Raw genomic sequence first — 20750 nt, 5'->3', positions numbered from 1 at the left:
GCAAGCGCCCCGGCAGCCTCAGTGCGCGGCCACCGGTGCCAGGTGCCCGCCCAGCCGGCGCCGGGAGGGCGTGAGCGCCGGGCGCAGGTCGGGGGAGAGGCCGAGAGAGGCGCGCAGGGCCGTCGCCTCGTGACGGGCCCGCTCGCCGGGGCCGTCCTCCTCGTGGATGTCGGCGAGGACGTCGAGCGTCCGGGCGGTCCAGTAAGGAGAGTCGAGCCGCCGCCAGATCGCCAGCGACTGCCGGGCGCTCTCCATGGCCGCGGGCCGGCGGCCCGCGTGCAGATGCAGATCGGCCAGCGCCCGCAGGGTGATCGCCTCGCCGAAGCGTTCGCCGAAGCGGCGGTACGCGGCCAGGCATCCGTCGAGGATGCCTTCGGCGCGTTCCGTGTCACCGTGCACATCGGTGAGGTGGCCGAGCCACTGCAGGACGTGCACCTCGCCGACATGGTTTCCCTGGCCGGTGGCGATCCGGTGGGCCGTCTCCAGCCGCTCACGGGCGGCGGCGAGCCGGCCGAAGGCGAGTTCGACGAGGCCGAGGCAGCGCTGCGCCGAGAACTCGCCCCGGCGATAGCCCGCGGTGCGCGAGAGCATGAGCGAGCGGCCGAAGGCGATACGGGCCGCGGCGGTCTCGCCGCGTTCCAGATGTACGGTGCCGAGCGCGCACAGCGCGTAGGCCTCGGCGCGGGCATTGCCCGTCTCCCGCGCGGCGGAAATCCCCTGTTCCAGCCGGCAGGACGCCTCCCGGTACCGGCCGCGCAGCCGCAGCAGGACTCCGAGGCCCACGGCCGCCGCCGCCTCCCCCGGGTCCGGTCGCCCGCGCAGCGCGTAGGCGTCCAGGGCCCGCTGGAAGCTCGTGATCGCCTCGCCGTAGCGGTCCTGGGCGGTGTTGAGTTCGCCGAGCCCTCGGTGCATGACGGCCTCGCCGAGCCGGTCGCCCGCCGCGCGTGCGGCGGCCAGCGCCGTCTCGTGGGTGTCGCGCCAGTCGTCGAAGTGCGCGGCGGACTCGAAGGAGTCGGCGAGTGCGGCGGCGAGCCGCCACGCCGTGCCGGGCTCGGCCTGGCGCACCAGCGCACAGACCGTGGTGCGTTCCGCACTCAGCCAGGCGAGCGGCCCGGCTGGCAATCCGTAGGCGGCGGGCGGGTTCCAGGTGGCCGGCAGTGTCGGCACCGGACCCGCGAAGCCGGAGGCGAGGGCCCGGTCGGCACGCTGCGCGAGATGCAGATAGGCGGTGCAGACGCGGGCGAGTGCGGCCCGTTGCTCGTGCGGCGGCTCATGCGCGGCGGCCTGCTCCTGCGCGCACAGCTGCACGAGGTTGTGCATACGGAAGCGGGGTTCGCCGGTGGCGTCGGGCGCTGCGACCTCCAGCAGCCGGTTGTCGACGAGGCGGTCCAGGGCGCGTTCCGCCTCCGCGGGACCGCAGTCGAGGAGGGCGCCGACGACCCACCCGGGAACGGTGGGGGCGGAGAGCAGGCCGAGGAGGCGGAAGGCGCGCTCCGCGCTCGGTTCGAGGGCCGCGTAGCTCAGCGAGACGCTGGCCCGTACCGCCAGATCCCCGGCGATCAGCTCGTCCAGGCGCCGGCGTTCGTCCGCCAGGGCGTCCGCGATGCGGCCGGGGGAGAGATGGGAGCGGGTGGCCAGCCGCGCGCCGACGATACGCAGCGCGAGGGGCAGGTTCCCGCACTGGCGGACGATGCGCGCGGCGGCTTCGGGGGAGCGCCGGGTGCGGTCGTCGCCGACCGCGCGGGCCAGCAGGCTGTGTGCCTCGTCGTCGGGAAGCAGCCCGAGGTCGAGGCGCCGGGCCCCTTCCAGGCCCGCGAGCGCGCTGCGGCTGGTGGCGAGGACGGCACTGTCGTCGGTTCCGGGCAGCAGCGGCCGTACCTGTCGCTCGCTGTGGGCGTTGTCGAGGACGACGAGGACGCGGCGGTCGGCGAGTTCGGCCCGGTAGCGCCGGGACCGTTCCTCGAGTCCGTCGGGGATGACGCCGCCGCTCACCCCGAGGGTGCGCAGGAGCGAGAAGAGGATGTCGCCGGGCTCGGCCGGATGCTGGGCGGAGGTGCGCAGATCGGCGTAGAGCTGGCCGTCGGGGAACGCGTCGCGCAGCAGATGCGCCGCGTGCACCGCGAACGCGCTCTTGCCGGCCCCGGCGACACCCGAGACGACGACGATGCGCGGTGACCCGGCGGCAGGGCTGCCGAGCAGGCCGAGCGTCTGGTCGAGGTGTGTCTGTCGTCCGACGAAATCCGGGACCGTGGGGGGTAGTTGACAGACGGGCTTGGCGATCCGGGGTCCGGTGTCGTCGAGTACGGTCCGCAGCGCCTCCTGGAGCCAGGCGCCCGGGGCGACGCCCAGTTCCTCGTGCAGGAGGCGCCGGGCCGAGGCGAACGCGTGCAGGGCGTCCGATCGGCGTCCCGAGCGATGCAGGGCGATCATCAACGTGGCCCACAGTGACTCGTGCAGGGGCTGTTCGGCGAGCAGGGCGCCCAGTTCGGCCGCCACCTCGCCGTGCATGCCCGCGGCGAGTTTGGCTTCGGCGAGAGCCTGGCGTGCGGTCAACCGGCACTCCTCCAGCCGTGCGGACTCGGCCAGCACCGACGGGGTGGGCAGGACGTCGCCGAAGGCCCGCCCGCGCCACAGCTCCAGGCCTTCGGACAGGATACGCACGGCCTCCTGCGCCTGCCCGCCGGCCAGTGCGGCGCGCCCGGCGGACGTCAGGGCGGCGAACCGTTCAGCGTCCGACTCGCCATCCCCCAGGGCGAGTTCATAGCCGCCGGACCGGGTGAGCAGTCCGCTCTGCGCCGTTCCGAGAACCTTCCGGAGCCGGTGCACGTACACCTGGAGGGACTTCGCCGCCGAGCTCGGGACCTGATCGCCCCACAGCTCGTGGATCAGAGAGTCGGCGGAGACGAAGTGGTTGGCGTCGATGAGCAGGAGTCCCAGCACCGCACGCTGCTTCGCCGCATTCACGGACGTCCACTGCGTGCCGTCGAAGACTTCCAGCCGCCCGAGGATTCGGTATCGCATCACACCGCCCAGGTCGCGCTCGGATCGTGCGGCCGTGGCCCGGGACTGCCTGCCAGTGGCCGATGTGAGCATGCCAAGCCGCGCTACCGTCGCGCAACCACCGTGCTACTACCGCCCGGTAGACACAGGTCTCCACTTCCGTGAACCGGCAGGAGACCGCTGATGGAACCGCGTGCAGTCAGGGGCCGACGTCTGTGGTCGGTGACAGCGATGCTCCTGGCCCTGATGGGCGGGGTGGCCGTGGCGCCCGCCGGGGCCGATCCGGTGAACAGCGGTACACGTACGGTCGATTACCACGGCTACGCGATCGACGTGCCGGCGCGCTGGGAGGTCGTCGACCTCACCGAGCAGCCCGACGCGTGCATCCGCTTCGACCGCCCTACCGTCTACCTCGGGCGCCCCGGCGCACGCAGCGACTGCCCGGCGCACCTTGTCGGGCGAACCGCCGGCCTGCTCGTCGAACCGCTCGACGCATCCTCCGCGCAGCGGATCACCGGCGCCACGGCGCGCGCGGTCGGCGGCACGGCCGTGGCGCCGACGCCGGTGTCCCGCAACGCCGAGATCAAGGTCGCCGTCGAGGACGCCGGAGTGCTCGTCACCGCGGCCCACACACCCGAGACCGAGCCGGCCGTACGCCGCGTACTCGACTCCGCGACCCTCGCCGCCGGAGCCGAGCGAACCCCGCTGCCCGGCCGCGCCGGGGCCCTACCCCTGGCCGCCGCCGGTCCCCAGCCCGGCACCTTCGCCGGCAAGGGCTTCGACGCCTGCGCCGCGCCGTCCGCCGCGACCATGAACGCCTGGTACGCGAGCTCTCCCTACCGCGCCGTCGGCGTCTACATCAGCGGAGCGACCCGTGCCTGCGGTCAGCCCAACCTCACGGCGAACTGGGTGACGGACCAGACCGCCAAGGGCTGGCGGCTGATGCCCATCGATGTCGGCAAGCAGGCCCCGTGCTCCACCTTCTCCAACAAGATGTCCACCACGCCGGCCACCGCCCGGTCCCAGGGAGCCGCCGCCGCCGACGCCTCCGTGACCGCCGCACAGTCGCTCGGCATCCCCGGGGGCAGCGCCCTCTACAGCGACATCGAGGGCTATCCGTCCACCGCCTCGTGCAAGGCGTCCGTGCTGTCCTACCTGTCCGGCTGGACGGATGCGCTCCACGCCCGGGGCTACCTCTCCGGCCTCTACTCCAGCGCCTCGTCGGGCATCCGGGACGCGGCCACCGAGTACGGCAACAGCGCCTACAGCCGTGTCGACCACATCTGGTACGCCTGGTGGAACAACGCCGCCGACACCAACACCGGCACCTACGTCCCCGCCGGCTACTGGGCCGACCACCAGCGCATCCACCAGTACGCGGGTGATGTCTCCGAGACCTGGGGCGGCGTCACCGTCAGCATCGACCGCAACTACCTCGACGTCCGTACGGCCACGACGTCACCCCCGGGCTGTTCCACCACGAACCTCGACTTCACCGCGTATCCGACACTGACGTCCGGCTCCACGGGCAGCCGGGTCAGCGCGGCCCAGTGTCTGCTCAGGAGCGCCGGACACGACCCGGGTGCGGGCACACCCACCGGCACCTACGACGCCGGTACGGCGGCCGCCGTCCGCTCCTTCCAGACCGCTCGCGGGCTCCCCGCCGACGGCATCACCGGGCCCAGGACGTGGACGGCCCTGCTCTCCCGCGGCTCCACCCCACTCATCCGCACCGGATCGACCGGAGAAGCCGTGACACGGATCCAGCGCGCCCTGACCGCCGCGCTCGGACGCACGGTCGGCATCGACGGCGTCTTCGGCTCGGGCACGGAAGCGGCCGTCCGCGACTACCAGTCCTCCCGTGGGCTCTCCTCGGACGGTATCGCCGGACCGGCCACCTGGTCGGCACTCCAGTCAGGGAAGTAGGGGCACGCCATGCAGCCCGCACTCACAGCTCGCGCCATGCGGCACAGGCTCCGCGACCACGGCCGACTCCCTTGGCGCGCCTGGCTGTTCATCGCCGCCGCGGTCCTCCTGATGGCCGGTGTCGGCGCACCCGCCCACGCTTTTCCCCAGGCCTTCCCCCCGACACAGAGCGTCGGCAACCGAGGAGCCGACGTCGTCGCCCTGCAGCACCTGCTGACCGCGCACGGCCGGAGCCAGAGCGCCGACGGGATCTTCGGCTCCGGGACCGCCGGCTCCGTCCGGGCCTTCCAGAGCGCCGAGGGTCTGGGCGTCGACGGGATCGTCGGACCCGCCACCTGGGCCAGGCTGTTCGTCACCGTACGGGGCGGCGACACCGGCCCCGCGGTCAAGGGCGTGCAGTCCCTGCTCAACGCCAAACGCAGCGCCGGGCTGACCGTCGACGGGAGCTTCACCGCCGCGACCACCGCTGCCGTCAAGGCCTTCCAGACCCACGCAGGACTCACCGCCGACGGCATCGTCGGGCCGGACACCTGGAAGAACCTTCTGTGGCACTACGAGTACGCCGCCTTCGGCTCCGGCAGCGGGCTCTGTGACGTCGACCCGGACGGCAACACCACCGCCAACTGGGCCACGGCCGCCGCCGTCGCCCAACTCGAAGCCGCCGCGGCGTCCTTCGCCGCCACCGGCAACGGCAGGATCCCCATGGGTGACGCCGGCTTCGAACACGGCGGAGCCATCGACGGACACGCCAGCCACCGCGTCGGTCTCGACATCGACCTCTGGCCGGTGCGGACCGACTCGGCCCAGTGCACCGGCTCCCGCATCACCTGGCAGTCCGCCACCTACGACCGGGCGGCCACCCGCAGCGTGGTCCAGGCCGTCCGCGCCGCCGCCCCCGGCCACGTCGCCCTCGTCTTCTTCAACGACCCACAGCTCATCTCCGAGGGGCTGACGACGCAGTACGCCGGACACGACAACCATCTGCACGTCCGGTACTGCGAAAAGGTCCACCCCAACAGCCTCTACGACTGCTGATCCCCGTCCCCCGCACGTACGTCGCACCTGGAGGTCCCATGACCCACCGCATCGTCAGATCCGTCCTCGCCCTGGTCCTGCTCGCGGCCGGTCTGCTCGCCGGCTCGCTCGTCACCGCCGGAACGGCTCACGCGGACGGCTGTTACACCTGGAACCGCACTCTCTCGCAGGGCGCAGCCGGCGCCGACGTCACCCAACTGCAGATCCGCGTCGCCGGATATCCCGGCTACGGAGGCGTACTCGGCATCGACGGCGACTTCGGCCCCGCCACCAAAGCGGCCGTGACCCGGTTCCAGCAGGCCTACGGCCTGCCCGCCGACGGGATCGCCGGCCCCGCCACCTTCGAGCGGATCTACGCGCTTCAGGACAACGACTGCACGCCCGTGCACTTCTCCTACGCCGAACTGAACACCTGCAACACGACCTGGGCAGGCGGCGCGGTCTCCGCCGGCACCGCCAAGTCCAACGCCCTGCGCACGATGTGGAAGCTGGAGGCCATGCGCCACGCACTGGGTGACCAGCCCCTCCGGGTCACCAGCGGATTCCGGTCGACCGCCTGCAACAACGCCGTCGGGGGCGCGGCCGGCAGCCGCCACCTCTACGGCGACGCGGCGGACCTCGGCGCCGGCCCGCACTCGCTGTGCAGGCTCGCCCAGCAGGCCAGGAGCCATGGATTCAACGGCATTCTCGGCCCGGGCTACCCCGCCCACGACGACCACGCACACGTCGATCACCGCCCGTCCCGCTTCTGGTCCGCGCCCTCCTGCGGCATCTGACCGGCAGCGATCCAGGCGCCCGTCTTCTCGAAGCACCCCACCCACTGCTCAGGGAGCACGTGCATGAAGACCATCGGACAGGCCGCCGTGGCCTGCGCTCTGCTAGCGGGATCAATCGTTGCCACCTCGTCGACGGCCCACGCGGATCCCACGACGCCGGACCACGCCGTCATCGTCTGCGACAGCGCGAGCTTCTACGACAACTACGACAGCGCGCACGGACCGACCGGGCTGAAGCGCACCCTGCTGCGCGGCAACAAGGTCGGGCACACCCGGGGAGCGCACCCGGTCTACAACGGCTGGGCGGCGACCTTCGACTTCGGCCCCAACGACTGGGGGTACGTCCGACAGGAGTGCCTCGGCGGCTTCGGCTCCTGGTAGCCCCCGGCGTCCGACCAGCTCCGGCACCCACGAAGGAGTCACCGATGAAACGCACACCCCTGCGCGCCGCGGCCGTCCTCGGCCTCGCGTTCGCCGCCGCCCTCACCGTCACGCCCGCCCGAGCCGCGAACGGGACCGTCGGCGAACGCGAGACCGTCTGCGCCACCGATCTCTTCGTCCGTGTGACCGCACCGCACGGAGCGTGGATGGGCACGCTCTACCGCGGCCAGACCTTCCTCGTCGAGAAGGTGAACGGGGACTGGGTCTACGGCTTCGCCTACGGGGACATCAACCGGCGGGGCTGGGTCCAGAACGGATGGTTCTGCTGACCGCAATCCGCACGGGTCACCCACGGGCCGCCCACTGACGCACCGACGGTGGTGATCCACAGGGAGCGGCCCCGGTCTCCGGGGCCGCTCCACACGCCGTCCGGGACCCGCGACCAGCCGCCAGTGCCGAAGCTGCCCCATGAGGGGGACGATGGAGGTGGCGAAGACGCGCAAACCGGGCCACGGCTCGGACCGGCGCCCTGCCGGTGGCGGTGTATGCGAGAGGAGGCCTGGAATGGGTGCGGCCGAGTCTTTCCGGGCCGGTCCCTACACGGGGCCTGCCCCCAGCGCGGCGACGGGCGGCCTCCTCGACGTTCTGAACGTGGCGGCGATCCTCCTCGACGACGAAGGCAGGATCGATCTGTGGAGCCCGCAGGCCGAGCTTCTCTTCGGCTACACCGCCGACGAGGCTCTCGGCAGATACGCGGGCCGCCTTCTGGTCCACGAGGAGCAGCGGAAAACGGCTCTGGGGATGTTCGCCCACGTCATGGAGAACGGCGAGAGCTGGGCCGGAGTCTTTCCCGTACGGCACAAGGACGGCAGCACCCGGCTGGTGGAGTTCCGCAACATGCGCCTGCTGGACGACCAGGGCGACTACTACGCCCTCGGGCTCGCCACCGACCAGGCCACGCTCCGCCAGGTCGAACGAGACCTGGCGCTCTCCAACCGACTGGTGTCCCAGTCCCCGATCGGTCTGGGTGTGCTGGACACCGATCTCCGGTACGTCTCGGTGAACCCGGCGGAGGAGCGGATGAACGGCCTACCCGCCGCCGACCACGTCGGCCGGCCCGTCCATGAGGTGCTGCCCTTCCTGGACGACACCTTCGAAAGAACCATGCGCAGGGTCCTGGCCACCGGAATCCCCGTCCTCGACCAATACACCAGCGGCCGCACCTTTGCCGATCCGGACAACGAACACGCCTGGTCGATCTCCTTCCACCGCCTCGAAGCACCCAACGGAGAGGTGCTGGGGGTGGTGACCTCCAGTGTGGACGTCACCGAGCGTCATCGTGCCGTGGAGGAGCAGCGCCGTACCGTTCTCACGCTCCAGCGCAGCCTGCTGCCGCACCCGCCGCCGAAACGGCCCGGGCTGGCGCTCGCCGCCCGCTACCAGCCCGCCCAGAAGGCGAGCGAGATCGGCGGCGACTGGTTCGACGTCATCCCGCTCGCCGGTGACAAGAGCGCCCTCGTCGTCGGAGACGTCATGGGCAGCGGCGTCAGCGCCGCGGCCAACATGGGCCAGCTCCGCACCGCGACCCGCACCCTCGCGGGCCTCGACCTCGACCCTGCCGAAGTCCTCCGGCACCTCGACCACATCACCGACGAACTCGAGCAGGACACCATCGCCACCTGCGTGTACGCCGTCTACGACCCGCACACCGCGCAGTGCCGCATCTCCCTCGCCGGCCATCTGCCACCGGCCGTCCTGCGCATCGACGGACGACGCGAGCTCCTGGACCTGCCCACCGGCACCCCGCTCAGCGTCGGCGGAAACCACTTCCACAGCACCACGATCGACCTGGACCCGGGCGACCAGCTCGTCCTGTACACCGACGGGCTGGTCGAGAGACGGGACAAGTCCATCGACGACCGCCTGGACAAGCTGCTGGGACTTCTGGACGACCCCCACCGCTCGCTGGACGAAACCTGCGAGCTGCTCCTGAGCACGCTGCGTCACGCGGGTGACCACGACGACGTCGCGCTGCTCATCTCGCGGGTCCTGCCCTCCCTGCGCAGGGTCGAAGGCTGATCCGTGGCCCGTCTCAGCCGGTCATGAGCGCGCGGAGCTCCCCGGCAACCTCCGCCGGCGCCTCCTCCGCCATGAAGTGGCCGTACGCGACGCAGGTGTGCCGAAGCCGCGGTGCCCAGGCACGCCACAGCGCCGCGGCGTCGAAGCCGAGTGCGGCGCCCCAGTCCTGCTGGAGAACACCGACCGGCATCGTCAGCCGGCTGCCCCTGTCCCGGTCCGCCCGGTCGTGCTCGATGTCGATGCCCGCGGAGGCGCGATAGTCCGCCACGATCGAGGGCACGGCGTCGCGGCAGGCGTCCAGATAGGCGGCGCGCACGTCGAAGGGGACGGCCGCGGGGTCACCGGTCCAGATGTCGAGGAAGTGGCCGAAGAAGGCGTCCGGAGCCGCGGCGATCATCTTCTCCGGCAGCCCCTGCGGCTGCGCCATCAGATAGAGGTGGAAGCCGACCGCGGCGTCGACGCCGCGCATCACCTCCCACATGTCCAGCGTGGGCAGCACGTCGAGACACGCCAGATGAGTGATCGCCTCAGGGTGGTCCAGCCCTGCGCGGAAGGCGACGAGTGCTCCGCGGTCGTGCCCGGCAAGAGCGAACCGCTCGTGTCCCAGCGCACGCGTCAGGGCCACGATGTCGGCAGCCATCGTGCGCTTGGCGTAGACGGTGCCATCGGTCTCCACCGGCTTGTCGCTGGCTCCGTAGCCACGCAGATCCGGGCAGATGACGGTGTGGTCGGCCGCGAGGTCGGCGGCGACATGCCGCCACATCAGGTGCGTCTGCGGGAATCCGTGCAGCAGGACGACCGGACGACCCGAGCCGCCGACGGCGACGCTGAGGGACACGCCGTCGGCGACCGGTACGCGGTCGTAGGTGAATCCGGGGATGCCAGGCGCCATGGGGGTGCTCTTTCGGTCGGTGAAGCAGATGCTCCGAGTCTCCCCGCGGCGAATGAGCATCCGGTGAGCGCGCTACCGTGACCTGGGGCGATGCCTTGGAAGGGCGGTCACGCGTGCAGGTCACGTTCGGGGTGCTGGGGCCGGTGGTGGCGTGGGACCGCGCCGGTGACGCGATCGAGTTGAAGGGTCCGCGGCACCGCGCCGTACTGGCCCGGCTGATCGTCGCCCGCCGCCGTGTCGTCCCCGTCGGCCGCCTCGTCGAGGACCTGTGGGCCGATCCGCCGCCGGGCGCCGTGGGAGCGGTCCGCACGTTCGTGTCCGCCCTGCGACGCGGACTGGAACCGCAGCGCCCGCCCCGCACCCCGGCGAGGCTGCTGGTCACCCAAGGCCCGGGGTACGCGCTGCGCGCGGAGCACGACGCCGTCGACGCCTGGCGCTTCGACCGGGCCGTCACCACAGCCGCGACCCTGCCACCCGAGCAGTCCCTCGCCCTGCTGGACGAGGCGTTGGCGTGGTGGCGCGGCCCGGCCTACGCGGAGTTCCCCGACGAACCATGGACCCGCACCGAGCGCTCCCGGCTGGCGGAGCTGCGGCTCCAAGCCGCCGAGAGCCGCGCCGAGACGCTGCTTGCACTCGGAGCGGCCGCCCGTGCCGTGTCCGACCTGGACGCACACGTCGGCGAGCACCCCTGGCGCGAGGACGCGTGGAGACTGCTCACTCTCGCGCTCTACCGCAGCGGCCGCCAGGGCGACGCCCTCACCGTGCTGCGCCGGGCACGCACCCTCCTCGTCGAGCAGTTGGGGGTGGACCCCGGCCCGCGGCTTCGCCGTCTGGAGGCGGACATCCGCGCCCAGGCCCCTCATCTGGACCCGGCGGCCGGCGCGGGCGGTCCGGCCGGCCGGGTATGGGCCGAAGCGGCAGCCGACTACGACCGGACGGTGGGCCCCGGCGCCCGCGCCCGCCTCGAGTCGACCGTGAGCCTCCTGCGCAATCTCGCCGTCACCTCAGGAGGCGGGTTGCAAACGGCCCGCCGGCACCGCGTGGCAGCCATCGCGGCGGCTGAGGAGTCCGCGGACGCGGAACTGATCGCCCGCGTGATCGGCGCCTACGACGTGCCCGCGATCTGGCCCCGCGTCGACGACCCCGAGCAGGCCGCACAGGTCGTCGCGGCAGCCGAACGGACGCTCGCCGCGCTGCCGGAAGACGCTCACCCCGCCTCGCGCGCCCGGCTGTTGGCCACGATCGCCCTGGAGACCCGCGGCACGGTTCCGGGGCGCCGCCCCGACGCCGCCCGGCAGGCGGAGGAGATCGCCCGGCGGCTCGACGACCCGGCGCTGCTGGCCTTCGCCCTCAACGCCGTGTTCATGCAGTCCTTCGACCACACAGGTCTGGCCGGGCATCGGGCACGGACCGGAGACGAACTGGTCGCCCTCGCCGCACGGCACGGCCTGGCCACGTACGAGGTACTCGGACACCTCATCGGCATCCAAGCACGCAGCGCCCTCGGGGACTTCGAGGCCGCCGACCGGCACGCGACCGCCGCGGACCGCCTGGCCGAGCGTCACGAGCTGCCTTTGGTGGGCGTCTTCACACAGTGGTACCGGGCGCTACGGCTCGACGAGACAGGCGAAGTACGGCCGACGGAGGTGGAAGCCGCCTACCGCGCCGCCGCCGCGCGACTCGACGGCGCCGGCATGCCCGGCCTGGAACACGGCCTGTTGCCCCTCACCCTGCTGTGCCTGCGGCTGCGTACGACCGGGCCCGCGCCGGCCGACGACCTGTCGGCCACTCCCTCACCTCCGGCCGAGGACCGGACCGACTGGGGGCCCTACGAACCGTGGACGCGTCCCCTGGTCCTGCTCGCCCAAGAACGCCGCGACGAGGCCGCCGCGGCGCTGAGCCGGCTTCCCGACCCGCCCCGCGACCTGCTGTGCGAGGCGCTGTGGTGCCTCGCGGCACGTGCCGCACTCGCACTCGGCGACCTGACGGCGATGGAACGCGCGTATGCGCAACTCCTGCCCGCCGCCGGGGAACTGGCCGGGGCCGGCAGCGGCATGCTCACCCTCGGCCCGGTCGCGCGGTATCTCGACGCCCTCGCCGCCGCACTCGGGCACACGCGCTGACACCTCGCCCGCGTGCCACGACCGCTACGAGGGGACGGCGGCGGGGTCGTCGGCCGTCGGAGCCGGCGGCGGATCGCTGAGCTGCTCGCGCACGTAGTTCCAGACCACCGCGATCAACGCGGCCACCGGTACCGCGAGCAGACTGCCCACGACCCCGGCCAGGTTGCCGCCGAGCGCCACGGCCACCAGCACCATCGCGGCGTGCAGGCCGAGCCCACGGCTCTGGATGATGGGCTGGAACACGTTCCCTTCGAGCTGCTGCACCACGATGATGATCGCCAGCACGATCAGCGCGTCCGTCAGACCGTTCGACACCAGCGCGATGAGCACCGCGACCAGCCCGGCGAACAGTGCGCCGACGATCGGGACGAACGCCGAGACGAACGTCAGCACCGCCAGCGGAAGCACCAGCGGCACACCCACGATCCACAGGCCGAGGCCGATGAACACGGCGTCGAGCAGACCGACGAGCGCCTGGGAACGCACGAACGCGCTCAGGGTGTCCCAACCGCGCGTGGCCACGGTCGGGATGTCGGTGGCGAGCCGGCCGGGGAGCTGACGGGTGAGCCACGGCAGGAACCGCGGACCGTCCTTGAGGAAGAAGAACATCAGGAAGAGCGCCAGAACGGCGGTGACCACACCGTTGAACACGGTGCTCACTCCTGTGACGACCGTGGAGGCAATGCTGCCGACGCTGCTCTGGAGGCGCGCCACCCCGGAGTCGAGGGCCTTGGTGATCTGGTCGTCGCCGATGTTCAGGGGCGGCCCGGCGGCCCATTCGCGCAGCTTCGCGATGCCTTCGACCACACCGTCGGTCAGCTCACCGGACTGGGACGCCACCGGCACCGCGATGAGCGCCGCGACCCCCACGGCGACAAGGAGGAACAGCACGGTGACGACCGACGCCGCCAGAGCGGGGCGCCACCCGTGCCGGCGCAGGAACCGCGTCAGGGGCCACGTCAGCGTGGTGAGGAACAGGCCCACTATGAGCGGCCAGACGACCGACCACATACGGCCGAGTACCCACAGGGCCACCGCAGCCATGACGAGGACCAACAGCAACTCGGCGGACACACGCGCCGACGTCCGGAGCGCGGCGGCGGTTTTTCGGGAGCTCAACCTGGCAGACATGGGGTCACCTTATGGGTACTCGCCTCGCACTTCTGTATCCGCTGCCCCTTCAGCAACAGCCGCGGGTGTGTCGTAGCGGGCCGGTCGCCGCGAACGGAGTTGCCGCCCCGCCCTCAGCTCTTCCCCGAGAGAGGAAAGAGCGCGTCTTTGGGCCTCTTTGTGGCTGAAAGCTGCGAGTTATGCAACGTACGCGTCGTTCATCCGTCTCACAAGGCGTACGGGTAACTCATCGATGTGGGGGAGCAGAACATGCGGCGACACTGGGCAACAGGTGTGGCACTTGCGCTGGCGGGGGCGGGACTTGTGGCAGCGGTGGGACCGGCGGGAGCCGCGACACGGCCGGCAACGGGCGCCGCGGCACCGTCCGCGTGCTCGACGGTGTGGGGCAGTACCGTCGAGCAGGCCCTCGACACGGACTCGAAGCCGCTGCGGAACGTGACCACGTCCCGGGGCGAGTGCTACGACCGCATGGTCTTCGACGTCAAGGGAGCGACGGGCAGGCTCGGCTACTACGTCGGCTATGTCGACGCGTTCCACCAGGACGGCTCCGGCGACCCGATACCGGTCGGCGGTGGTGCCGTTCTGGAGGTCTATGTCTCCGCCCCGAGCTACGACCCGATGACGCTTCGTCAGACGTATGGCGGGCGGGCCGCGAAGCCCCTGCCGGGCGTGGACGTGACCGGGTACAAGACGTTCAAGGACACCCGGTTCGGCGCGAGCTTCGAAGGACGCACGCAGATCGGGCTCGGTGTCCGCGCGAGGCTTCCGTTCCGGGTGCTGCAGTCCGGCGACAAACTGATCGTGGACGTGGCCCACACGTGGTGACCCGCGCGACTGAGGCCTGGTTCCGGTAGGGAGGCTGTCCCGCGCCGGCCGTCACGGTGCGGAGCGGGGCAAACCTCCCGTGCGCCCGTATCACCGGGGTGGCCTAACAAAAGGCGCTCCTTGGTGGCGGACATGGTGGCATGTAGGTGAAGAGTGCTGCCTAGCCAGAGGAGCCGAGGCATGTACGAGATGTGGGCCGGAGCCACTGCCGCAGGTGGGGATCCCGCCTGGCACGTGCTGGCGCCGGACAAGACCAAGACGCTCTGTGGCCTCCGACGGTCCGAGGACCAGGAGGAGTACTCCACAGAACGACACTGTTTTCCATGCATGACCGCCTTCCAGCACGTCATCGAACCACCTGAGCGCGTGCGGTGAGCTGACAGCACCGGGATCGTGTCCGCAGGAGCGCCGGCAAGGGGTGTTCACCCCGCCCCGGCGCTCCTTCGGCGCGTGAACCCGCCCCGCGCAACCCCGCCCAGGCGCGTCGCCGCTCACCACGACATGGCGTCCAGGAGTTGGTCCATCGCTGGCTGCGGCGCGTCGAACAGTGGCTGTTCGGTCCAGATGACCTTCCCGGCGGGCGTGTACCGGATGCCCCACCGCCGGGCGAACTGGGAGACGAGGAAGAGCCCGCGACCGCCTTCGTCCGTCGTCGCCGCATGGCGCAGATGCGGGGCGGTGCTGCTGCCGTCGGACACCTCGCAGATGAGGCTTCGCTCGTACAGGAGGCGCACATGGACGGGTTCCGCGCCGTAGCGGACCGCGTTGGTGATGAGCTCGCTCAGAATCAGCTCGGTGGTGAAGGCGATGTCCGCCAACCCCCACTCCTCCAGCTGACGGCCGCACGCGGCGCGAACGGGAGAGACCGCCGAGGGGTCCAGGGGCAGATCCCATTCCGCGATCCGCCAGGGTTCGAGCAGGCGGGTCCGGGCCACCAGCAGGGCGATGTCGTCCGTACGGTCCGGCTCCACCATCGCTCGGACGACGGCCTCGCACATCTCCTCGGGCGTCCGGTCCCCGCCTTCGGTCAGGGTGCTGCGCAGGAGATGGAGCCCGGCGTCGATGTCGCGGTCCCGGTGCTCGACGAGGCCGTCGGTGAAGAGGACCAGGCCGCTGCCCTCGGGCAGCTGCAGTTCGACCGTTTCTACCGGCAGGACGCCGACTCCCAGCGGCGGGGAGACGGGCATGTCCGGGAGGAGGTCCACCGTGCCGTCGGGGCGGACCAGCGCCGGAGCCGGGTGCCCGGCCCGGGCGAGACAGCACCGGCCCGAGGCGGAGTCGTAGACCGCGTACAGGCACGTCGCGCCCGCGACGCCGTCGCCGCCTTCCTCCTCCTCGATCCGGGTGACCAGTTCGTCGAGGTGTCCCAGGATCTCGTCGGGCGGCATGTCGAGGGTGGAGAAGTTGTGGACCGCCGTGCGCAGCCGGCCCATGGTGGCCGCGGCATGCATGCCGTGTCCGACGACGTCACCGACGACCAGGGCGACCCGGGCGCCGGGAAGTGGGATGACGTCGAACCAGTCGCCCCCCACCCCCGCGTGCGCCGGCAGATAGCGGTGCGCCACGTCCACGGAGTCCTGCTCGGGCAGCACCCCGGGCAGCAGGCTGCGCTGGAGAGCCACGGCGAGGGCGTGTTCGCGCGTGAAACGACGGGCGTTGTCGATGGCCACGGCGGCACGCGCGGCCAGTTCCTCGGCGAAGGAGAGATCCTCGGGCTCGAACGGCGTGGTGTGCTCCGTCCGCCAGAAATTGGTGACCCCCAGGACGACGCCCCCGGCCCGCAACGGCACCGTCACGAGCGAACGGATCCCGTAGGCGAGAGCCGCTTCCGCTCCGGGGGGATCCTGGGCACGCCAGCCGTGCGCCACCATCAGGTCGGCCTCCCGCACGCCGTGACCGCTCGCCAGTGCCGCGGCCATGGGGGTCGTGGGGATGTCGAACCCGATGACGTCGCCCACCGGCTGGAACGGGCTGTCGGTGCGGCGACCGCTCAATGCCGCACGCCGCAGATCCGCCTCGACGCTCGACGGCTCCTCGCCCCGTACGACGCTGTCCAGCAGTTCCACCGTCGCGAAGTCCGCGAACCGGGGGACCGACACCTGAGCCAGTTCCTCGGCGGTCTGCCGCACATCCAGTGTGGTGCCGATCCTGACCCCCGCCTCGTAGAGCATGCCGAGGCGCTCGCGAGCCACCCTCGCCGTGCCGGTCAGGGCGCTCAGCTCGGTGGTGTCGCGCAGCGTGGCCACCGTGCCGGGCACGCCCGCACGAGGTGCGGTCGGCCGTGTGTTGACGGCCAGCAGGCGGTCTCCGGCGCGATGCACCTCGTCCGTCACCTCTCGGCCCGAGGCGAGCAGTTCGGCGATGTCGCCGTCGAGGCCGAGATCGACGATACGGCGCCGCTCCGCACCCGGTGGAATCTCCAGGAGTTTGCGCGCTTCGTCGTTGGCCAGCACCAGCCGGCCGTCGCCCCCGATGATGAGAACACCTTCCCGTACCGCGTGCAGCACGGCATCGTGATGCTCGTACATGCGGGTCATCTCGGTGGGGCCGAGGCCACGGGTCTGGCGGCGCAGTCGCCTGCTCACCAGCACGGCGCTGATCGTCGCCAGCGCGAGTGCGGCGGCGGCACAGCCGAAGAGGACGGGCATCTGACGGTTGACGTAGGCGCCGATGTGGTCGATCCGGACGCCGGCGGCCACGAGACCGACGACGGTGCCGTCGGCATCGGTCACGGGGACGACCGCGCGCGCCGCGTTGCTCGGGTCTCCCCGGAAGATCTCCGTGAAGGCTTCCCCGGACGCGGCGCGTTCGATCCCTTCGGCCCGCAGACCGATCAGCGTGCGATCGGAATCGGCGAGACGGATGCCCGACGGGCTCATGACCGAGACGAAGTCCACGCCCGAGCCGTGCCGGGCCTCTTCGACGTGGGGCTGCAGGGCGGGGGTCGGTGCCCCGGATCTCAGCGCCGCCTCGGTGCCCGGAGCATCCGCGAACGACTCGGCGGCCGCGAGCGAGCGGTTCTCGGCGTTCTGCTGGCCGTCGTGCTGCGCTTCGAAGGAGAGCGCGGCCACTGCGCCCGCGATCAACACTGCGGCGACGACGATCTGAAGGATGAGCACCTGCCCGGCGGCGCTGCGCTCACCGAGGAAGGCACGCAGTCCGCGCCGCCGTGATCTCCCGGGCGCCGAGGGCGAGTTGGCCGAAGGAGTGCTCCGCTCGCGCTGTGCGGCAGGGTGCGCGTGGCGCTTGCCCCAGAACCGGGCGACCGACGAGCGGAGCGAGGAAAGCGCCGAGCGAAGGGGAGAATTTCCCGTCATGCCCTTTTTGTAGCACTGAGCAGCTCACATATCGCCCTGACGAGGAGGGGTGGAGGCCTCTCTTTCCCTGGCACGCGGGTGCGGCGGGTCCCGGCGTGCGGGTGCGGCCGCACCCTGCGCGCTTGTGGAGCGAACGCTCGGGACCACAGGGCTCCAGTGGACCGAGTCAGATGCCGACGTCCGCCACCGTGACATTCTCCAGGGCCAGCGGCCCGGGCACCTCGGCCGCCGCCGGAGGCTGCCAATCGCGCCACTGCTCCCACCAGCAGTCACCTGCCTCGATCAGCCGCACGACCTCGTCAGCGGCGGCGCGCACGGCCTCCGCCTCACCGGGTCCGAAGCCGCCTGCGCGCACTCGTTCCTCGAAGTGTTCGACGTCCTTCCACATGAAGGGGGACCCGTCGGCCGGGATCAGCAGGTCGAGCTCATGGTCGAGGGTGTCGAAACCACGCTTGGTACGTCGCATGGGCCGCTGGAAATTGACGTACCAGTCCTTGAGTTCGGCACCCTGCCAACGCGCCCAGACCGCGTATCCGTCCCCCGCGCGCTGCAACTGGAGAACACCGGTGGACTGCCAGGAGTGGTCGAAGGCCGCCCACGGGTGCAATCCCCAGGAGAAAGCGCCGCGGCCGAATGTCAGCGGCGTCCCTTGGGCCAGGTACACCGCAAGAGTGCGGCCATCGTCGGCAACCACACGTACGGGATAGACCAGCCACTCGCGATCATCCAGGATCTCGCGCCGGACGACGACCTGACCTGCGGAAAAGCGGGGTTCCATGCGGCGGGATTCCATGCGTTTCACCCTAGCGAGGGAGGTGACGACGTACGCCGCGGCCCCCGCCCACTCTTCCGTAAGGCACCGTCCCGCCGCCCGAGTAGGAGGATGGATACAGAGGCCCTCGGATGTGACGGCCCGGGGGCCTCACCGGCGGGGCCGGGCGCCCCCTGGCCGACGAACTTCACACGCGAGCGGTCAGCACCCTCGCGAGCCAGTCATTGCGGGTCCTGCGTGCCGCCGCCGATACCCTCACCTGCGGATACAGCGCGTCGAAGCCATGGAAGCCTCCCGCCCAGACATGCAGTTCCGCCTGGCCGCCTGCCGCCCAGATCCACATGGCGTAGTCGGCGTCCTCATCACGGAAGACCTCTGCCGAGCCGGCGTCGATGTAGGTGGTCGGCAGGCGCGAGAGATCGTCCGCGAGAGCGGGGGAGACGTAGGCGGGCACATCCTCGTCCGCGAGGCCGCCGAGTACGGATCGCCATCCGAACTCGTTCATCTCGCGCGTCCAGACGGTCGGCACGCCGGAGTACTGCCGGCTGGAGGGGGTGATGTTGCGATGGCCGAGCATGGGGCAGATCAGCATCTGGGCGGCGATCACCGGCATACCGCGGTCGCGGGCCATCAGCGTCACACCGGCGGCGAGGCCGCCGCCCGCGCTGGCACCGGCGACGACGACACGGGAGGGATCCACGCCCAGGTCCGCCGCGTGCTCGAAGATCCAGCACGGCCCTGACAGCAGTCGTCGACCAGGGTCGTGCCGGTGGCCTCCGGCGCCAGCCGGTAGTCCACGGAGACGACGACGGCGCCGAACTCGTCGAGCCACTCCAGCGGGATGTCGATCTGCGAGAAGCGGCAGAACATCGACGTCTCGGGCGGCTTCAACCTCTGACCCACCGCGGGTGGGATGCGTTACAGGACGCGATTCCCGAACCCTGGGGCCAGGAACTGCGGTGATGATCCATGATGGGTCCGCCATGCCGTGGACCAGCCGTACTCGCGCCGCGCGCCGCATCGGACAGGAACCGAGCAGCGGCGCGCCGGTGTGCGCTGTCCGGGCCGGGGTGTTCGCGGGCATCGGTACGGCGCTGGCGGTCACGGGACATCATCTGGCCTCGGGACATCCGGTGCCGTGGCGGGCCGTGCTGCTCGCCGGCGGGCTGCTGTTCGTCCTGGCCCTGCCGCTCGTGCGGTCCGCGCGTTCGCTCCCGACCGCGCTCCTGGCCACCGCGGCAGCCCAGGCCGCCCTGCACGTGTGGTTCCTCCGCATCGTCGGGCGGGAACCGGGCCATGAGGCACACGCGACGGCCTCGCACGACGGTCCCGGCGCGGCATGGCAGACCGCTCACCACGATCCTTCGATGACGGCCGCGCATGTGATGGCCGCCCTGTTGGTGGCCTGGTGTCTGCATCGTGCGGACACCGCGAGCCGCCTCGTGGGACTCCTGGTCGAGATGCTCGGCGGTGTCGTCCTACGGCTGGTACCGGCCGGCATCCTCCCCGTCGTGTCGCGCGCTGTGCCGGCGGCACGGACGCGGTCACCGTCACAACCGCGCACATCCCTGGTGCTGGCGCACGCTGTCGTGCGCCGAGGCCCCCCGACGGCGTTCGCCCCCGCCGTCCGACCTCGTGGCGCTTTTCCCGCGCCCGCCAGCCTCAACCCACCATGGGAGTCACCTGTGTCCCGCACCACCCGCGCGCGCATCGCGCGCCGCTTCTCCGTCGTGGCCGGCGTCGTCCTCGCCGTCTCGGTCGCCCTCGCCGCCCCGGCCTCGGCCCATGTCGAAGTCGAATCGGAAGGCGCCGCCGCCCTGGCGCAGAACGTCAGGCTGAACTTCTCGGCCGAGTCGGAGTCTGATCAGGCCGGGATCACCAAGCTGGAGGTGATCCTGCCCGAGGGAATCCTCCCGTCCGACATCGCCTTCAAGAAGGGCCCCGCGGGCTGGAAGCTGACGCCCACGGCCCGCGGCTACGCGGTTTCGGGCCCGAAGGCCGCCGTCGGCGCTGACGTCGCCTACTCCGTCGTCGTGCGGCAGCTCCCCGATGCCAGGTCCGTGGCGTTCAAGACCCTTCAGACCTACAGCGACGGCGAGGTGCACCGCTGGATCGAGTTGGAGAAGCCCAGCAGCGACGGGCACGGCCACGGACACGGCAGTCCGGCTCCGGTGCTGGAACTGAAGGCGGCAGCCCCGGGCGCGAAGCCGGTGAGCCCCACTCCGACCACCGAGCCCACCACGGCCGCTCCCACCCCGGCCACACCCTCCGCGTCTGCCACGGATGACGGCAAGGGGGCGGAGGAGACCGCGGAGACTTCGGACAGTGGCTCCTCGCCCGTTCTTCCCCTCATCATCGGTGTCGTCGTCATCGCTGCTCTGGGCGGCGGCGCCTGGTGGTTCAAGCGCCGTGGCACGGCGGGCGGCGCCTGACGAGGAGGCCGCGCCGGACGGCTTGCGCCGGGTCGTCGGCGAGGGAGCGACGGCGGTGGAC

14 protein-coding genes and 1 pseudogene are annotated in these 20750 nt (G+C 71.6%); 9 read left to right on the top strand and 6 right to left on the bottom strand.

The window, feature by feature from the left end:
- Positions 1–18: 18 nt before the first annotated feature.
- Positions 19–3021, bottom strand: coding sequence for an AfsR/SARP family transcriptional regulator (locus ABTX78_RS08685; protein ID WP_352206065.1), 3003 nt, complete (start codon positions 3019–3021; stop codon positions 19–21).
- Between the two features lie 162 nt (positions 3022–3183).
- Here ABTX78_RS08685 and ABTX78_RS08680 point away from each other — a divergent pair, with 162 nt between their 5' ends.
- The 6 genes from ABTX78_RS08680 to ABTX78_RS08655 all read left to right on the top strand — a co-directional run bounded on the left by ABTX78_RS08680 (position 3184) and on the right by ABTX78_RS08655 (position 9197).
- Complete coding sequence (locus tag ABTX78_RS08680; protein WP_352206064.1) at positions 3184–4926, top strand: glycoside hydrolase domain-containing protein; 1743 nt, start codon at positions 3184–3186, stop codon at positions 4924–4926.
- A gap of 36 nt (positions 4927–4962) precedes the next feature.
- Positions 4963–5961 carry a penicillin-insensitive murein endopeptidase gene (locus tag ABTX78_RS08675; protein WP_352206063.1) on the top strand — a complete coding sequence of 333 codons (999 nt, stop codon included), beginning with the start codon at positions 4963–4965 and terminating at the stop codon, positions 5959–5961.
- Positions 5962–5999: 38 nt separating this feature from the next.
- Positions 6000–6737, top strand: a complete 738-nt coding sequence (locus ABTX78_RS08670; protein ID WP_352206062.1) for a D-Ala-D-Ala carboxypeptidase family metallohydrolase — start codon at positions 6000–6002, stop codon at positions 6735–6737.
- 63 nt (positions 6738–6800) lie between these two features.
- Positions 6801–7118 carry a hypothetical protein gene (locus ABTX78_RS08665; RefSeq protein ID WP_352206061.1) on the top strand — a complete coding sequence of 106 codons (318 nt, stop codon included), beginning with the start codon at positions 6801–6803 and terminating at the stop codon, positions 7116–7118.
- A gap of 44 nt (positions 7119–7162) precedes the next feature.
- Positions 7163–7447, top strand: coding sequence for a hypothetical protein (locus ABTX78_RS08660; RefSeq protein WP_352206060.1), 285 nt, complete (start codon positions 7163–7165; stop codon positions 7445–7447).
- A 235-nt stretch (positions 7448–7682) separates the two neighbouring features.
- A complete protein-coding gene (locus tag ABTX78_RS08655; protein ID WP_352206059.1) occupies positions 7683–9197 on the top strand; it encodes a SpoIIE family protein phosphatase in 1515 nt (504 codons plus the stop codon).
- 13 nt (positions 9198–9210) lie between these two features.
- On the opposite strand, the gene ABTX78_RS08650 is transcribed toward ABTX78_RS08655, so the two are convergent.
- Positions 9211–10089 (bottom strand): alpha/beta fold hydrolase, encoded by an 879-nt coding sequence (locus ABTX78_RS08650; RefSeq protein ID WP_352206058.1) that lies wholly within the window; start codon positions 10087–10089, stop codon positions 9211–9213.
- A 113-nt stretch (positions 10090–10202) separates the two neighbouring features.
- Between ABTX78_RS08650 and ABTX78_RS08645 the strand changes: the two genes are divergently transcribed.
- A complete protein-coding gene (locus tag ABTX78_RS08645; RefSeq protein ID WP_352206057.1) occupies positions 10203–12212 on the top strand; it encodes an AfsR/SARP family transcriptional regulator in 2010 nt (669 codons plus the stop codon).
- A 24-nt stretch (positions 12213–12236) separates the two neighbouring features.
- Here ABTX78_RS08645 and ABTX78_RS08640 read toward each other — a convergent pair whose 3' ends face one another.
- Positions 12237–13343, bottom strand: a complete 1107-nt coding sequence (locus ABTX78_RS08640) for an AI-2E family transporter (RefSeq protein ID WP_352206056.1) — start codon at positions 13341–13343, stop codon at positions 12237–12239.
- 249 nt (positions 13344–13592) lie between these two features.
- On the opposite strand from ABTX78_RS08640, the gene ABTX78_RS08635 reads away from it, so the two are divergent.
- The gene (locus ABTX78_RS08635; RefSeq protein ID WP_352206055.1) at positions 13593–14168 is read left to right on the top strand and encodes an AMIN-like domain-containing (lipo)protein; all 576 of its coding nucleotides are present in this window, start codon (positions 13593–13595) and stop codon (positions 14166–14168) included.
- Positions 14169–14659: 491 nt separating this feature from the next.
- On the opposite strand, the gene ABTX78_RS08630 is transcribed toward ABTX78_RS08635, so the two are convergent.
- From ABTX78_RS08630 to ABTX78_RS08620, 3 genes and pseudogenes are all read right to left on the bottom strand, one after another.
- Positions 14660–17485 carry a SpoIIE family protein phosphatase gene (locus ABTX78_RS08630; protein WP_352206054.1) on the bottom strand — a complete coding sequence of 942 codons (2826 nt, stop codon included), beginning with the start codon at positions 17483–17485 and terminating at the stop codon, positions 14660–14662.
- A 166-nt stretch (positions 17486–17651) separates the two neighbouring features.
- Positions 17652–18278, bottom strand: a complete 627-nt coding sequence (locus ABTX78_RS08625; RefSeq protein WP_352206053.1) for a DUF402 domain-containing protein — start codon at positions 18276–18278, stop codon at positions 17652–17654.
- A gap of 166 nt (positions 18279–18444) precedes the next feature.
- Positions 18445–19118: pseudogene (locus tag ABTX78_RS08620) on the bottom strand (alpha/beta hydrolase fold domain-containing protein); the annotation flags it as partial.
- Between the two features lie 122 nt (positions 19119–19240).
- Here ABTX78_RS08620 and ABTX78_RS08615 point away from each other — a divergent pair.
- Entirely contained in the window at positions 19241–20689 is a 1449-nt protein-coding gene (locus tag ABTX78_RS08615) for a DUF1775 domain-containing protein (RefSeq protein WP_352206052.1), read from the top strand.
- The last annotated feature ends 61 nt before the right edge of the window (positions 20690–20750 follow it).

Source organism: Streptomyces sp. NPDC096193, from assembly GCF_040302905.1.
Lineage (GTDB): Bacteria > Actinomycetota > Actinomycetes > Streptomycetales > Streptomycetaceae > Streptomyces.
This window is presented reverse-complemented; position numbering and strand designations above follow the sequence as displayed.

What these genes read in the sequence shown, in the direction of transcription:
- ABTX78_RS08685 (WP_352206065.1), bottom strand. Translation starts at nt 3,021, where the DNA reads ATGCGATACCGAATCCTCGGGCGGCTGGAAGTCTTCGACGGCACGCAG.
- ABTX78_RS08680 (WP_352206064.1), top strand. Translation starts at nt 3,184, where the DNA reads ATGGAACCGCGTGCAGTCAGGGGCCGACGTCTGTGGTCGGTGACAGCG.
- ABTX78_RS08675 (WP_352206063.1), top strand. Translation starts at nt 4,963, where the DNA reads ATGCGGCACAGGCTCCGCGACCACGGCCGACTCCCTTGGCGCGCCTGG.
- ABTX78_RS08670 (WP_352206062.1), top strand. Translation starts at nt 6,000, where the DNA reads ATGACCCACCGCATCGTCAGATCCGTCCTCGCCCTGGTCCTGCTCGCG.
- ABTX78_RS08665 (WP_352206061.1), top strand. Translation starts at nt 6,801, where the DNA reads ATGAAGACCATCGGACAGGCCGCCGTGGCCTGCGCTCTGCTAGCGGGA.
- ABTX78_RS08660 (WP_352206060.1), top strand. Translation starts at nt 7,163, where the DNA reads ATGAAACGCACACCCCTGCGCGCCGCGGCCGTCCTCGGCCTCGCGTTC.
- ABTX78_RS08655 (WP_352206059.1), top strand. Translation starts at nt 7,683, where the DNA reads ATGGGTGCGGCCGAGTCTTTCCGGGCCGGTCCCTACACGGGGCCTGCC.
- ABTX78_RS08650 (WP_352206058.1), bottom strand. Translation starts at nt 10,089, where the DNA reads ATGGCGCCTGGCATCCCCGGATTCACCTACGACCGCGTACCGGTCGCC.
- ABTX78_RS08640 (WP_352206056.1), bottom strand. Translation starts at nt 13,343, where the DNA reads ATGTCTGCCAGGTTGAGCTCCCGAAAAACCGCCGCCGCGCTCCGGACG.
- ABTX78_RS08635 (WP_352206055.1), top strand. Translation starts at nt 13,593, where the DNA reads ATGCGGCGACACTGGGCAACAGGTGTGGCACTTGCGCTGGCGGGGGCG.
- ABTX78_RS08630 (WP_352206054.1), bottom strand. Translation starts at nt 17,485, where the DNA reads ATGACGGGAAATTCTCCCCTTCGCTCGGCGCTTTCCTCGCTCCGCTCG.
- ABTX78_RS08625 (WP_352206053.1), bottom strand. Translation starts at nt 18,278, where the DNA reads ATGGAATCCCGCCGCATGGAACCCCGCTTTTCCGCAGGTCAGGTCGTC.
- ABTX78_RS08615 (WP_352206052.1), top strand. Translation starts at nt 19,241, where the DNA reads ATGCCGTGGACCAGCCGTACTCGCGCCGCGCGCCGCATCGGACAGGAA.